Annotated in this window: 12 protein-coding genes; 4 read left to right on the top strand and 8 right to left on the bottom strand. The window is 59.9% G+C overall.

Features of this window, described 5'->3' with window-relative positions; all coding sequences use genetic code 11:
• Window positions 1–48 precede the first annotated feature (48 nt).
• The 8 genes from rpoC to secE form a co-directional block, all read right to left on the bottom strand.
• Window positions 49–4233 carry a DNA-directed RNA polymerase subunit beta' gene (rpoC, locus tag MF606_RS11355; RefSeq protein WP_240229350.1) on the bottom strand — a complete coding sequence of 1395 codons (4185 nt, stop codon included), beginning with the start codon at window positions 4231–4233 and terminating at the stop codon, window positions 49–51.
• A 78-nt stretch (window positions 4234–4311) separates the two neighbouring features.
• Complete coding sequence (gene rpoB, locus MF606_RS11360; RefSeq protein WP_240229351.1) at window positions 4312–8454, bottom strand: DNA-directed RNA polymerase subunit beta; 4143 nt, start codon at window positions 8452–8454, stop codon at window positions 4312–4314.
• Window positions 8455–8803: 349 nt separating this feature from the next.
• On the bottom strand, window positions 8804–9181 hold the full coding sequence (gene rplL / locus MF606_RS11365) for a 50S ribosomal protein L7/L12 (protein WP_240229352.1): 378 nt from the start codon (window positions 9179–9181) through the stop codon (window positions 8804–8806).
• A gap of 65 nt (window positions 9182–9246) precedes the next feature.
• A complete protein-coding gene (rplJ, locus tag MF606_RS11370; RefSeq protein WP_240229353.1) occupies window positions 9247–9768 on the bottom strand; it encodes a 50S ribosomal protein L10 in 522 nt (173 codons plus the stop codon).
• Between the two features lie 309 nt (window positions 9769–10077).
• The gene (rplA, locus tag MF606_RS11375; RefSeq protein ID WP_240229354.1) at window positions 10078–10770 is read right to left on the bottom strand and encodes a 50S ribosomal protein L1; all 693 of its coding nucleotides are present in this window, start codon (window positions 10768–10770) and stop codon (window positions 10078–10080) included.
• A 4-nt stretch (window positions 10771–10774) separates the two neighbouring features.
• Complete coding sequence (gene rplK / locus MF606_RS11380) at window positions 10775–11203, bottom strand: 50S ribosomal protein L11 (protein ID WP_137152205.1); 429 nt, start codon at window positions 11201–11203, stop codon at window positions 10775–10777.
• A gap of 197 nt (window positions 11204–11400) precedes the next feature.
• Window positions 11401–11931, bottom strand: coding sequence for a transcription termination/antitermination protein NusG (gene nusG / locus MF606_RS11385; RefSeq protein WP_108459080.1), 531 nt, complete (start codon window positions 11929–11931; stop codon window positions 11401–11403).
• 38 nt (window positions 11932–11969) lie between these two features.
• A complete protein-coding gene (secE, locus tag MF606_RS11390; RefSeq protein WP_240229355.1) occupies window positions 11970–12167 on the bottom strand; it encodes a preprotein translocase subunit SecE in 198 nt (65 codons plus the stop codon).
• A 257-nt stretch (window positions 12168–12424) separates the two neighbouring features.
• Between secE and MF606_RS11395 the strand changes: the two genes are divergently transcribed.
• From MF606_RS11395 to MF606_RS11410, 4 genes are all read left to right on the top strand, one after another.
• Entirely contained in the window at window positions 12425–12706 is a 282-nt protein-coding gene (locus MF606_RS11395; protein WP_240229356.1) for a hypothetical protein, read from the top strand.
• A gap of 64 nt (window positions 12707–12770) precedes the next feature.
• Window positions 12771–13031, top strand: coding sequence for a hypothetical protein (locus MF606_RS11400; protein WP_240229357.1), 261 nt, complete (start codon window positions 12771–12773; stop codon window positions 13029–13031).
• A 145-nt stretch (window positions 13032–13176) separates the two neighbouring features.
• Complete coding sequence (locus MF606_RS11405; RefSeq protein ID WP_240229358.1) at window positions 13177–14442, top strand: serine hydrolase domain-containing protein; 1266 nt, start codon at window positions 13177–13179, stop codon at window positions 14440–14442.
• Between the two features lie 71 nt (window positions 14443–14513).
• A complete protein-coding gene (locus tag MF606_RS11410; RefSeq protein ID WP_240229359.1) occupies window positions 14514–14741 on the top strand; it encodes a hypothetical protein in 228 nt (75 codons plus the stop codon).
• Window positions 14742–15112 lie beyond the last annotated feature (371 nt).

Consider the following 15112-nt stretch of genomic DNA (forward strand, 5'->3'; position numbering starts at 1 on the left):
AAGGGGACCTTTCGGCCCCCTTTCCCTCAATTCAACAATGCGACAGCCCTACTCGGCGGCAGGCGCCGGGATCTGGACGGTCGACGCCTGGCGGCGACGTTCGTCCAGGATCAGGTCGTCGCGCTTGGACGCGATCAGTTTGGCCGACGAGATACCGGCACCAGTACCGGCCGGGATGAGGCGGCCGACGATGACGTTTTCCTTGAGGCCTTCGAGCAGGTCGGCCTTGCCAGACACCGCCGCTTCCGTGAGGACGCGGGTGGTTTCCTGGAAAGAAGCGGCCGACACGAACGAGCGGGTCTGCAGCGATGCCTTGGTGATGCCGAGCAGCACCGGATTGGCGGTCGCTGGCTTCTTGCCGTCGGCAACAAGCGAGTCGTTGAGCTCGTCGAAGTCCAGCTTGTCGAGCTGCTCGTCCTTGAGCAGGCCGGTATCACCTGGATCCACGATCTCGACCTTCTGCAGCATCTGGCGAACGATCACCTCAATGTGCTTGTCGTTGATCAGCACGCCCTGCAGACGATAGACCTCCTGGATTTCATTGACGAGGTAACGAGCAAGCTCTTCCACGCCCTTGATGGCCAGGATGTCATGCGGCGCCGGGTTGCCGTCGAGGATGTATTCACCCTTCTCAATGGTGTCGCCTTCCTGGAGATGGAACGGCTTGCCCTTCGGGATCAGGTACTCGACCGGATCGGCACCCTCTTCGGTCGGCTCGATGATGACGCGACGCTTGTTCTTGTAGTCGCGACCGAAGCGGATCGTGCCATCGATCTCGGCGATGATGGCGTGATCCTTCGGACGACGAGCTTCGAACAATTCCGCCACGCGCGGCAGACCGCCGGTGATGTCCTTGGTCTTGGCGCTTTCGAGCGGGATACGTGCGAGCACGTCGCCCGGCGAAACCTTCTCGCCCGGCTCGACCGCGATAACCGCGTCGACGGAGAGCAGGTAGCGAGCGTCGCCACCGCGTTCCACCTTCTGCACGACGCCGCCACGAGCGATGGCCAGAGCAGGCTTGAGGCCCTCGCCACGCTGGTTGCCGCGCCAGTCGATGACCACGCGCTTGGTGAAGCCCGTCGCTTCGTCGGTGTTTTCCGCAACGGAAGCACCATCGACCATATCCTCGAACACGACCTCGCCCTCGACTTCGGCCAGAACCGGACGAGTGTAGGGGTCCCATTCGGCCAGACGCTGACCGCGGCGGACCTGATCGCCTTCCTTGACCAGCAGCTTGGAACCATAGGTCACCTTGTGGGTGGCGCGTTCCTTGCCGTCGGCATCAAGAATGGCGAGCGAGACGTTACGGGCCATGACGACCAGCTTGCCGCCCTCGACCTTGACGACGTTCGGGTTGCGGATGGCGATCTTGCCTTCCGCGCCGGACTCGAGGAACGAGGAGTCAACCACCTGTGCCGTACCACCAATGTGGAACGTACGCATGGTGAGCTGGGTACCGGGTTCACCGATCGACTGCGCGGCGATAACGCCCACAGCTTCACCCATGTTCACGGGGGTACCGCGAGCAAGGTCACGGCCATAGCAGGCCGCGCAGGTGCCCTGGCGCATGTCGCAAGTCAGCGGGGAGCGGATGCGGATCGACTGGATCCGGGCTTCCTCGATGACATCGACGTGCTTTTCTTCCAGCAGCGTGCCCTTGGCAGCGATCAGGTCGCCCGACAACGGATGGAAGATATCATCCGCAGCGGTACGGCCCAGAACGCGCTGGCCAATGGAGGCCACGATCTGTCCGGCGTCGACGATCGGCTCCATGGTGAGGCCGCGTTCGGTGCCGCAATCGGTCGACACGATGATCGCGTCCTGCGCCACGTCAACGAGACGACGAGTCAGGTACCCGGAGTTCGCAGTCTTCAGCGCCGTATCCGCCAGACCCTTACGGGCACCGTGGGTGGAGTTGAAGTACTCGAGAACGTTGAGGCCTTCCTTGAAGTTGGCCGTGATCGGGGTCTCGATGATCGAGCCGTCCGGACGGGCCATAAGACCACGCATACCGGCAAGCTGCTTCATCTGGGCCGGTGAACCACGGGCACCGGAGTGGCTCATCATGTAGACGGAGTTGATCGGCTTCTGACGGCCGGTCTCCTTGTCGATCTGCACCTTGCGGATCGCGTCCATCATCTCTTCGGCGACCTTGTCACCGCACTTGGCCCAGGCGTCGACCACCTTGTTGTACTTTTCGCCCTGAGTGATCAGGCCGTCATTGTACTGCTGCTCGAACTCTTCGACCTGCTTACGGGCGGCTTCCACGATCGTGTACTTGGAGGCCGGGATAACCATGTCGTCCTTGCCGAACGAGATACCGGCGTCGCAAGCATTCTTGAAGCCGAGCTGCATGACGCGGTCGCAGAAGATCACGGTCTCTTTCTGACCGCAGCCACGGTAAACCGTGTCGATCATCTTCGAGATCATCTTCTTGGTCATCAGCTGGTTCGCCGTGGCAAACGGCACAGCCGGATGCTTGGGCAGAATCTGGCCGATGAGCATGCGGCCCGGAGTCGTCTCGACGATCTCGGTCGTTTCCTTGCCGTTCTCATCGAACGACACGACGCGGCCTTTGATCTTGGTGTGCAGCGTGACGATCTTGTTGTCGAGCGCGTGTTCCAGTTCCGCATAGGAACCGAATGCCATGCCCTGCCCTGGCTCACCCTCGTTCATGAGCGACAGATAGTAGAGGCCCAAGACGATGTCCTGGGACGGCACGATGATCGGCTGGCCGTTGGCGGGGTGAAGGATGTTGTTGGTCGACATCATCAGCACGCGTGCTTCCAGCTGCGCTTCGAGCGACAGCGGGACGTGCACGGCCATCTGGTCACCGTCGAAGTCGGCGTTGAAGGCCGAGCAAACGAGCGGGTGCAGACGGATGGCCTTGCCTTCGATCAGGATGGGCTCGAACGCCTGGATGCCCAGACGGTGCAGCGTCGGAGCGCGGTTCAGCAGAACCGGATGCTCGCGGATCACTTCGTCCAGGATATCCCAAACCTCGGGCTTTTCCTTCTCGACCAGCTTCTTGGCCTGCTTCACCGTCGAGCTGAAGCCCTTGGCTTCGAGGCGCGAGTAGATGAACGGCTTGAACAGCTCGAGCGCCATCTTCTTGGGCAGGCCGCACTGGTGCAGCTTGAGGTTCGGACCCACGGTGATGACCGAACGGCCCGAATAGTCGACGCGCTTGCCGAGCAGGTTCTGGCGGAACCGGCCCTGCTTGCCCTTGAGCATATCGGACAGCGACTTCAGCGGACGCTTGTTGGCACCGGTGATGGTGCGGCCACGGCGGCCGTTGTCGAACAGCGCGTCAACAGCTTCCTGCAGCATGCGCTTTTCGTTGCGGATGATGATGTCAGGCGCCCGCAGCTCGATCAGGCGCTTCAACCGGTTATTGCGGTTGATCACGCGACGATAGAGGTCGTTAAGATCGGACGTGGCAAAGCGGCCACCATCCAGCGGCACCAGCGGGCGCAGCTCGGGCGGAATGACCGGGATGACGGTCATGATCATCCATTCGGGCTTGTTGCCCGAGACGATGAACTGCTCGACGATCTTCAAGCGCTTGGCGAGCTTCTTGGGCTTAAGTTCCGTGGTGGACTCAGCAATTTCCACGCGCAGGTCGGCCGCGATCTTCTCGAGATCGAGGGCGAGCAGGATGTCGCGGATGGCTTCGGCGCCGATCTTGGCGGTGAAGCTGTCGGCACCATACTCGTCCTGGGCATCGAGGAACTGCTCTTCGGTCAGCAGTTCATGCTGGGTGAAGGGCGTGAGGCCAGCGTCCAGAACGACGTAGTTCTCGAAATACAGGATGCGCTCGATGTCCTTGAGCGTCATATCGAGCAGCAGCGCGATACGGGACGGCAGGGACTTCAGGAACCAGATGTGGGCAACGGGCGCAGCGAGTTCGATGTGACCCATGCGCTCGCGGCGAACGCGGCTCAGGGTGACTTCCACACCGCACTTTTCGCAGATGACGCCCTTGAACTTCATGCGCTTGTACTTGCCGCACAAGCACTCATAGTCCTTCACAGGGCCAAAGATGCGCGCGCAGAACAGACCATCACGTTCAGGCTTGAACGTACGATAGTTGATGGTTTCCGGCTTTTTGATCTCGCCGTACGACCAGGACAGAATCTTCTCTGGCGACGCGATGGAGATCTTCATCTGATCGAAGGTCTGCACCGGAACGGCCGGGTTGAACGGGTCCATGACGTGGGAATGATGATTCATCAATTCTCTCCTCTTTCCATCCGGAGGGGCCAACTGGCCCGCTCCTTCAGGAAGTGAATGGGGGTAGGAAGTGCCGGATTATTCCGCCGCTTCCTGAGGAGGTGCGAGCTCCGCTTCGGCCTGGGAGCCGTCGCCCTCGATCTCGCGCATGTCGAGTTCGACATTGAGACCGAGCGACCGGATTTCCTTGACCAGAACGTTGAAGCTCTCGGGGATGCCCGCTTCGAACGTGTCGTCGCCGCGAACGATGGCTTCGTAGACCTTGGTACGACCAGCAACGTCGTCCGACTTGATGGTGAGCATTTCCTGAAGCGTATAAGCCGCGCCATAGGCTTCGAGAGCCCACACTTCCATCTCGCCGAAGCGCTGACCGCCGAACTGGGCCTTACCGCCCAGCGGCTGCTGGGTGACCAGCGAGTACGGGCCGATCGAACGGGCGTGGATCTTGTTGTCCACCAGGTGGTCGAGCTTGAGCATATAGATATACCCAACCGTCACCTGACGATCGAACTGCTCGCCGCTACGGCCGTCGAACACCGTCGACTGACCCGAGGCCTTGAGTCCTGCCCGCTCCAGCATCACGACGATGTCGGCTTCCTTGGCGCCGTCGAACACCGGGGTCGCGATCGAAACACCCTTGGAAAGGTGCTCGCCGAGACGCACGAGGCCGTCGTCGTCGAGGTCGGTGATGGAGTCATCACCGGCAAACAGGTCCTGCACTTCCAGGCGCAGCGGCTTCAGATCGCCATTGCGCTGATACGCACGGACCATCTCGTCGATCTTCTTGCCCATGCCAGCGCAAGCCCAGCCCAGGTGAGTTTCGAGGATCTGGCCCACGTTCATGCGCGACGGCACGCCCAGCGGGTTCAGCACGATATCGACCGACGTACCGTCTTCGAGGTACGGCATGTCTTCCACGGGAACGATGCGCGAAACCACGCCCTTGTTACCATGGCGACCAGCCATCTTGTCGCCCGGCTGGATCTTGCGCTTGGTGGCGATGAAGACCTTGACCATCTTCATCACGCCCGGCGGAAGTTCGTCACCGCGCTGCAGCTTGTCGACCTTGTCGATGAAGCGCTGCTCGAGCAGACGACGGCTCTCTTCATACTGAGCATGAAGAGCTTCCATCTCGGTCATGACCTTGTCGTCATCGACCGCGAACTGCCACCACTTGGAGCGTGGCTGAGCTTCGAACATCTGATCGTTGAGCTTGGTGCCCACGACATAGCCCTTCGGACCTGCCGTAGCGGCCTTGCCGAACAGCATCTCCTTGAGACGTGCATAGACGTTACGGTCGAGGATCGACTGTTCGTCGTCACGGTCCTTGGCGAGACGTTCGATTTCCTCGCGCTCAATAGCCATGGCGCGCTCGTCCTTGTCGATGCCGTGGCGATTGAACACGCGCACTTCAACAACAGTACCAGCATCGCCCGGCGGCACGCGCAGGGAGGTGTCGCGAACGTCCGAAGCCTTCTCGCCGAAGATGGCGCGGAGAAGTTTTTCTTCCGGCGTCATCGGCGATTCACCCTTGGGGGTGATCTTGCCAACGAGGATGTCGCCCGGAGCGACTTCGGCACCGATATGGACGATACCGGCTTCGTCGAGGTTCTTCAGCGCTTCTTCCGAAACGTTCGGAATGTCGCGGGTGATTTCCTCAGGACCAAGCTTGGTGTCGCGGGCCATCACCTCATATTCCTCGATATGGATCGAGGTAAAGACGTCCTGCATGGCGATCTTCTCGCTGAGCAGGATGGAGTCTTCGAAGTTGTAACCATTCCACGGCATGAACGCGACGAGCACGTTGCGGCCGAGAGCCAGATCGCCCAGCTCGGTCGACGGACCGTCGGCGATGATGTCGCCCTGGTTAACGTGATCGCCAACCACAACCAGCGGACGCTGGTTGATGCAGGTCGATTGGTTCGACCGCTGGAACTTCATCAAGTTGTAGATGTCCACGCCCGACTTCGACGCATCGGTTTCTTCCGTTGCGCGAATAACGATACGGGTGGCATCCACCTGGTCGACGATGCCCTTGCGCTTGGCGACGATGGCAGCGCCGGAGTCACGAGCCACGACAGCTTCCATGCCAGTGCCGACGAACGGCGCATGAGCGCGCAGCAGCGGCACAGCCTGACGCTGCATGTTCGAGCCCATCAGGGCGCGGTTGGCGTCGTCGTTCTCGAGGAACGGGATCAGCGAGGCGGCAACCGACACCATCTGCTTGGGGGAAACGTCCATAAGGTCGACGTTTTCCTTGGGCGTCAGGCCGTTGTCGCCGGCGTGGCGAGCCACGACCAGATCGTCCTGCAGCGTGCCGTCCTTGTTGAACTGCACATTGGCCTGGGCGACGTAGTGCTTGGCCTCTTCCATGGCGGAGAGGTACACGACGTCCGAGGTCAGAACGCCGTCCACGATCTTGCGGTACGGGGTCTCGATGAAACCGTACTTGTTGACGCGGGCAAAGGTCGACAGCGAGTTGATCAGACCGATATTCGGACCTTCGGGGGTCTCGATCGGGCAGATACGGCCATAGTGGGTCGGATGCACGTCGCGGACTTCGAAGCCCGCGCGCTCACGGGTGAGACCACCCGGCCCAAGCGCCGACAGGCGACGCTTGTGGGTGATTTCCGAGAGCGGGTTGGTCTGATCCATGAACTGGCTCAGCTGCGAGGAGCCGAAGAATTCACGCACAGCGGCAGCAGCCGGCTTGGCGTTGATCAGGTCCTGCGGCATGACAGTGTCGATTTCGACCGAGCTCATACGCTCCTTGATGGCGCGCTCCATGCGGAGCAGGCCAAGGCGATAGGAGTTTTCCATCAGCTCGCCAACCGAGCGAACGCGACGGTTGCCGAGATTGTCGATGTCGTCGATTTCGCCGCGACCGTCGCGCAGGTCGACCAGCGTGCGGACGACTTCGACGATGTCTTCCTTGCGCAGGGTGCGCATGGTGTCGGGCGCGTCGAGCTCAAGGCGCATGTTCATCTTGACGCGGCCCACAGCGGACAGGTCATAGCGTTCGCTGTCGAAGAACAGCGACTGGAACATGGCTTCTGCGGTATCGACGGTCGGCGGCTCGCCAGGACGCATCACGCGGTAGATGTCGAACAGCGCGTCTTCACGCGTCTCGTTCTTGTCCACGGCCAGCGTGTTGCGGATGTAGGCGCCGATGGTGATGTGGTCGATGTCGAGGATCGGCAGCTCGTCGAAGCCAAGATCGAGCATCTTGGTCAGGGTCTTCTCGTCGAGCTCGTCGCCTGCCTCCATGTAGACCTCGCCGGTCTTCATGTTGATCAGGTCTTCGGCGACATACATGCCATAGAGGTCTTCGTTGACCGCCAGCAGGTGCGTCAGACCGTTCTCGGCAAGCTTCTTGGCCTGACGAGCAGACAGCTTCTTGCCGCCCTCATGGACGACGTCACCGGTCTTGGCATCGATCAGGTCGTGGCTCGGCTTTGCGCCCTTCCACTTCTCGGCATCGTAAGGAACGCGCCAGCCCTTCTCGGTCTTTTCGTAGTTCAGCGTCTTGTAATAGGTGCGGAGGATTTCCTCGGCATCCATGCCAAGCGCCTTGAGCAGCGAGGTCACCGGAATCTTGCGGCGGCGATCGATGCGCGCATAGACGATGTCCTTGGCGTCGAATTCGATATCGAGCCAGGAACCACGATACGGAATGATACGGCCGGCAAACAGCAGCTTGCCGGACGAATGGGTCTTGCCCTTGTCGTGATCGAAGAACACACCCGGCGAACGGTGCATCTGCGAGACGATAACGCGCTCGGTACCGTTGACGATGAAGGTGCCGTTCGACGTCATGAAGGGCATGTCGCCCATATAGACGTCCTGCTCCTTGATGTCCTTGACCGAGCGGGCGCCGGTTTCTTCGTCCACTTCAAAGACGATCAGGCGAAGCGTCACCTTGAGCGGGGCAGCGAACGTGATGTCGCGCGCACGGCACTCATCGATGTCGTACTTCGGCTGCTCGAATTCGTACTTCACAAATTCGAGAGATGCGGTGTTCGAAAAGTCGGTGATCGGGAAAACCGAACGGAACACGGACTGAAGCCCCTCATCGGGACGGCCACCTTTGGGCTCGTCTACGAGGAGGAACTGATCATAGGAGGCCTTTTGAACCTCGATCAGGTTGGGCATCTCCGTGACTTCGCGAATGGAACCGAAGGACTTGCGTACCTTGCGGCGGCCGTTGAACGTGGTAGCCATGAAAGCTCCTGTTTCTTGCGATTTGTCTCGGAGGCAGATATCCAAAAATCCGACTATCAGCCGTCGGGTCTCGGGATATTTGCCCTGTAATTCAAACAGTTAGGCTCAGCGACGCCTAGATACCCTCCCGAGCCGAATGGAAGGACAGGCAAGACAACGTCAAACACCCCATGGTCAAAAACCATGAGGTTCCGTGGACGTCAGCGTGCCTCAGACATCGAAATCGTCATATGTTCCGCAAATTGGCGCCAGGAACCCATCCAATCGGTCCGGCGAATCATCCCGTTAAGACAGGATGCGAAATGGCACATAGAGCGCCATTTCGCAAATTTCAAGGCAGAAAATCGAATTACTTGAATTCGACCTTGGCGCCGGCAGCCTCAAGCTTCTTCTTGATGTCTTCGGCTTCAGCCTTGTTGACACCTTCCTTGACAGCCTTCGGAGCAGCCTCAACCAGAGCCTTGGCTTCGCCGAGACCCAGGCCAGTGATGGCGCGGACTTCCTTGATGACGTTGATCTTGTTGTCGCCGAAGGAGGCGAGGATCACGTCAAATTCAGTCTTTTCTTCAGCAGCCGGGGCAGCAGCACCACCGCCAGCGGCAGCAGCAACAGCAACCGGAGCGGCGGCGGAAACGCCCCACTTTTCTTCCAGGAGCTTCGACAGTTCCGAAGCTTCCAGAACGGTCAGGGCAGACAGGTCGTCTACAAGTTTGGCGAGATCAGCCATTTGATAAATCTCTCTTTTAGGTGTTCAGTTCAAACCAGATGTGATCCCCGAAGGGACCGATGGGGTTACGCTGCTTCGTTGCTCTTTTCCGCGTGAGCGGCCAACACACGAGCGATGCCACCAGCCGGCGCAACGATGACCGAAGCGATACGGGTCGCGGGCTGCTTGAGCATCCCGGCGAGCGTGGCGCGCAGTTCGTTGAGCGAAGGCATGGTCGCCAACGCCTTGACGCTGTTCGCGTCAAGCGCGGTCTTGCCCATGGCGCCACCAAGAACGACGTATTTCGTGTTCTTTTCAGCAAACTTTGCCGCAATCTTCGGCGCAGTCATGGGGTCGGCCGCGTAAGCGATCACGATCGGGCCGGTGAACAGGCCCGAGATGTCCGCGTGGTCGGTTTCCTTAAGAGCAAGCTTGGCAAGACGGTTTTTAGCGATCTTGACCTGACCACCGGCACCCTTCACCTCACGGCGAAGCGATTCCAGATTGGCCACGGTCAGACCGGTATTTTGCGCAAGCACGATCGACCCAGCACCCGCGAGGGCTGACTGAAGCGATGCGACAAGCTCACGCTTTTCCGCTCTTTCCACTGCTAGTCTCCACATTAAGCCTGGCGAAAGTCAGCCGGGCCATTGCCAATTGCTGCCCTCCGATCTCCCGAAGGAGGAGAGGAGCAACGGTTTAACGCCTGTCAACCGTGCTGCCCGAAAGGGCAACTGGCCTGGTTCGAACCACAATCACCCTGCCCTGGCGGACAGGAAATTCTGGTTGTCACCCCATCTATGCTGGCGTCGGTAGACATTAAGCTGACCCAGATTGATCAGCACCGGCAGTCTCGGACAGGACTTATGCCCTCCCGAGGGAAGGCAAAACCGGGCGGTCGAAACCGCCCGGAATTCTTAGAGAGCCGAAGCCGGCTCCACATGCACGCCCGGGCCCATGGTCGAAGACACAGCAACGCGCTTCACATAGGTGCCCTTGGCGCCAGCAGGCTTGGACTTCAGAACAGCGTCGGTGAACGCCTTGATGTTCTGCAGCAGGGCTTCTTCCGAGAAGGAGACCTTGCCAACGCCAGCATGCAGGATACCGGCCTTTTCGACACGATACTCGACAGCGCCGCCCTTGGCAGCCTTGACGGCACCAGCGACGTCTGGGGTAACCGTGCCAACCTTGGGGTTCGGCATCAGGTTGCGCGGGCCCAGGATCTTACCCAGGCGACCGACCAGCGGCATCATGTCCGGAGTAGCAATGCAACGATCGAAGTCGATCTTGCCAGCCTGGATCTGTTCCATCAGGTCTTCGGCGCCAACGATGTCAGCACCAGCCTTGCGGGCTTCGTCAGCCTTGGCATCCTTGGCGAACACGGCGACGCGGACGGTCTTACCCGTGCCGTTCGGCAGGTTCACGACGCCGCGGACCATCTGGTCGGCGTGACGCGGATCAACGCCGAGGTTGATCGCGATCTCGATGGTCTCGTCGAACTTGGCAGAGGCGCGAGCCTTCACCATCTTCACGGCTTCATCGAGCTTGTAGAGCTTGTTGCGGTCGATGCCCTCACGGGCCTTGGTGATCTTCTTACCGACGTGTGCCATTCAATCAGCCCTCGACCTGAATGCCCATGGAACGGGCAGAGCCGGCGATCATCGACACAGCAGCGTCGATATTGTCGGCGTTGAGATCCTTCATCTTCTTCTGGGCGATATCGCGCAGCTGAGCCACGGTGATCGTACCAGCCGATTCTTTGCCCGGCAGCTTGCTGCCCGACTTGAGGTTGACGGCCTTCTTGATGAAGTAGGTGACCGGCGGCTGCTTCATCTCGAAGGTGAAGCTCTTGTCGGCATAGGCGGTGATCACGACTGGAATGGGCGAGCCCTTTTCCATTTCCTGCGTGGCGGCGTTGAACGCCTTGCAGAATTCCATGATGTTCAGGCCGCGCTGACCGAGAGCCGGCCCGATCGGCGGGGACGGCGTCGCGGAGCCCGCGGGCACCTGCAGCTTTACGTAGCCAACGATTTTCTTTGCCATAATCGTCTTTCAGTTTGTGAAGTTGGCGTGCTTGCGCAACGCCGACTAAAATTGCCCGCTGTCATGCGGACCGTTTGACGCTGTGGTCCGAAGGTTGTCCGGATGCTTGGCAGCAACCGCCCTCTCCCACAGATTTGCTGCCAGCGTGCTGGCAGTTTTCTTGCAGAATGCCTGGGGCAATCTGCAGGAATTGCTGATCAGACCTTCTCGACCTGACCGTATTCGAGCTCCACCGGAGTGGGGCGACCGAAAATCGACACTTCCACCTTGAGGCGGGCGCGTTCCTCGTCGACCTCTTCCACGACGCCATTGAAGCTGGCGAAGGGACCGTCCGACACGCGTACATTCTCGCCCACTTCGAACGAGACGGAAGGCTTTGGATGCTCCACGCCTTCCTGCACCTGCTGCAGAATGGCCATGGCTTCCTTTTCAGAGATCGGCATCGGCTTGTTGTCCGAACCGAGGAAACCGGTGACCTTGGGCGTATTCTTGATCAGGTGGAATGCCTCGTCGGTCATATCCATCTTGACCAGGACATAGCCCGGGAAAAACTTGCGCTCGGCATCGACCTTGCGGCCGCGACGGATCTCGACGACCTTCTCGGTCGGTACAATCACGTCTTCAAACAAATGCTCGAGCTTCTTCTGAGCAACCTTCTGGCGGATGTCTTCCGCCACCTTGCGCTCGAAGTTCGAGTAAGCCTGAACGATATACCAGCGTTTGGCCATGCCGCGTCGCCGCTCCTAATATTCTAGTTCCAGACCGCTTACGCGCGGATCGACAGCATCAAGCCAACCAACCAGGAAATAACCTGATCGGCAGCCAGGAAGAAAAGGCTCGCCGCGATGACCAGCACGATGACCATGACCGTCGAGATCAAGACCTCGTTGCGGCTCGGCCAAGTGACCTTTGAGGTTTCCTGCCGCACTTGCTGCAGGAACTGGATGGGGTTCGGTCGGGCCATAGGCGAATCTACTCTTTGGCGTTTTTGGTGCAAAACCAAAGGCCGCGCAGGAATCCCGCACGGCTGGAATGTGGGTATCTAGAGAATCTTCGGGTCAAATGCAACAGGGGCAAACCAGATTCCGATATGCCGCCGAGACGCACCCGCGAATCAAACGTTAACGATTAGTGCAGACAACGTCGAATCCGTCTTGCCTTGCCGCTCGTGATGGCATTTGATCAAATTGCGACGAAAAGGTGGCGGCGGGAGGCGGTGCCATGGCTTTCGGTGAAACGTCCTTTGAAGTCAAAGCCTGCGAGGTCCGGTACTACGGACCGCACGCGACCATTCCTGGCCGCGTAACCGGCGTTGTGCGGGTCCGCATCGAAGAACGTTTCATGGGCAATCTCAGCAATTACCACCTCGATCTGAAGGTGAAAGCCGACGTCGGCAGCGTGTCTTCGGCCGAAGTACGCACGGCCCTGCTGGCGCACGCCGCCCATCAGCTCAATCGCCTCAAGGCTCGGCACAGCGAAAAGCTGCCGGTAGCCGCCGAGTAACGCAACCGCTTTTGATTTGCCCTTTTCCTCCGCAAGGCCCAGCCTGCGGATGGAAGGACACACCATGTCAAAACTATTCGCGATCGCGCTGGGGATCATTGTCGGTTCAACCAGTCTGGCCCATGGCGCCTGCCCCGCGGCGGTGCCCGGCTCGACGGCTGAGGCTATCCGGGCAAACGAGCAGCGCATCCTGTGCCTGCAACGCGAGATCGCCGAAGCGGCCGAGCAACGGCAGTTCGAGATGAAGCTGCTGACGATCGAAAACTCCATCCAGAAACTGGAGTTGGACCGGCGGTTCGACCAACTGAACTTTGAGGTTCCGTGATCGGCTGGGGCCAATGCGCACAAGTTAAGCCTGCCATTTAAGGCGCCGCTAACCCGGCTCCTGGACCTCATCCATATGAACGATGCGGCGGTCCCCGCCCAGTCTCCATAGTGCCCACACCTGTCGGCCACCATGGAGATCCGCAATGCTCAGCAAGACGATCAAGGCCCGCATCGCTCGGGATATCGATGTCGACGCCCTCCAGCTCTACCGAGCCAAACCGTCCTACGGCGACCGTGTGTCGACCGAGATACGCGTTGATCCCGGCCTGCTCGGCGACCAGATCGACCGCTCCAGATTCCGTATTCTGCCGCCGATCGATCGCCTGGGGAAGTTGCTCGAGGGCAAGCTGAGAAACGACGGCGTCGGCTTCGCCATGCAAATCAACGATAATGGCGCCCACGCCTATTCGGCGGCGCAGGGTTGGGCCCGTAATGCCGCAATTGCAGCAAACGACAAACGCGCCTGGGACTCCAATACGCGCCAGCACATTGCCAGCATATCCAAGTTCTTCTCGGCGGCGATGATCTTGCCGCTGCTCGCCCGTAAGGGCATTCCGCTGACCGCGCGCATAGCCGACTACCTCCCCGCACACTGGAAGCTCGGCCAACTGGCGACCTGGGCGACGTTCCATTCGGTCTTGGGCCACAACGCCTTTTTCGAATCCAACATCACCTACGACGAGATCAAGCGTCACCTTGAGATCACCGCCATGGGCATCGCCATCCCATGGCACTATTCCAACACCAATTATGCGCTGGCTCGCCTGCTGATCCCGGTCATTAACGGCACACTCGACCGCAACGTCAATTATGGCGCGGCATTCAACATGCCGCAGCTCAATGACGTGTTCTGGGACGTGCTGACGCGCAAGCACTTCAACCAATATGCGCAGGACAACTTGTGGTCCAAGATGGGCATTCGGCATGCCCGGCTGAGCTCACTGCTGGGGTTGCGCCGCCTCGCGCCGTTCAACCAACTGCAGGAGATCGCCAACAACGCGCTGTCCTACCCCCTGCCGCTCACCGCCAGCTCGATCGGCGAGGACATCACCGAAGACATGACCGGCTCCGCAGGAACCGTTGGCTGGCACTTGAGCGTCAACGAGCTATTGCAGGCGGCGCATCATATTCGTCGCGGCACCGTCATCAGCCGCACCCAGCTCCGGCTCATGCAGAAGGAAGGTTATGGCAGCTTTGCCATGGCAACCGACAATGGCGGCACCATCAATTATCACGACGGCGCGTGGTCGGGCGCGGCAGGACATGTGTCGATGCTGGCCTTGCTCCCGGGCCGCCGCGAATTGGCGATCCTCTCCAACAACAAGCGCGACAACAAGGGCCAGGGCCTGCAACTGCCCAGCCTGCGAGACCACGTGCTGTCGGCCTACAATGAGGCGCTGAGGCCGTGACACCCTAAGGCTCTCGCCTATTCGCGGATTCTCAATGAGTCAGCGTTAGAGGGTTGAGCCAGGGGGAACACATGAACTCGAAGTCGCGCACCTACTGGTCAGGCTACATCAGCAACCTATCCGTCGGCATCGGTGGAGGCGGCGCCATCGGCATCATGCTAGCCTTCATGCAGGGCGGAAATCCCGACCTGCTCGTGGCAACCTTGCTGATTGGGCTCTGGCTTGTCTTTATGGTTTTCCTGAGCTTCTGCGGCCACAGGGTTCTGACCGGCAAGTGGCGTTCGACAAACGTGCAGTAGCCGCCGGCAGCACAGAGGCGCCGCCCGGTATGCGGCCAGCGCCGAGTTCAGGGCAGAACTCTGAACCCGCTTGCGGACAAGGCGGAGCACCTGAACTTGGAACTGGGCGCGTCGCTCGGGCGACATGCTGAGGAAATTCTGACCAAAAGGGGAAATGCTCAACGGCGAAATTCTTGTGCTGTACCTGTTGCAGGGTTCCAAGGGACTTTCCCGCCAGTGTCAAAACGCCCGAAGGCTTGTTCGAGCTTTCGCTGCGGTCTGAGAGGCAGTCGTAATCGGCTAGAGGCGCAATACACACGCATCGTCAACGCTACGTTTGATGAGGCCCCAGACAAGGTCCGCCATATGGGTGGCTGCACTGGCGCTGATTA

This window comes from Devosia lacusdianchii, from assembly GCF_022429625.1.
Lineage (GTDB): Bacteria > Pseudomonadota > Alphaproteobacteria > Rhizobiales > Devosiaceae > Devosia > Devosia lacusdianchii.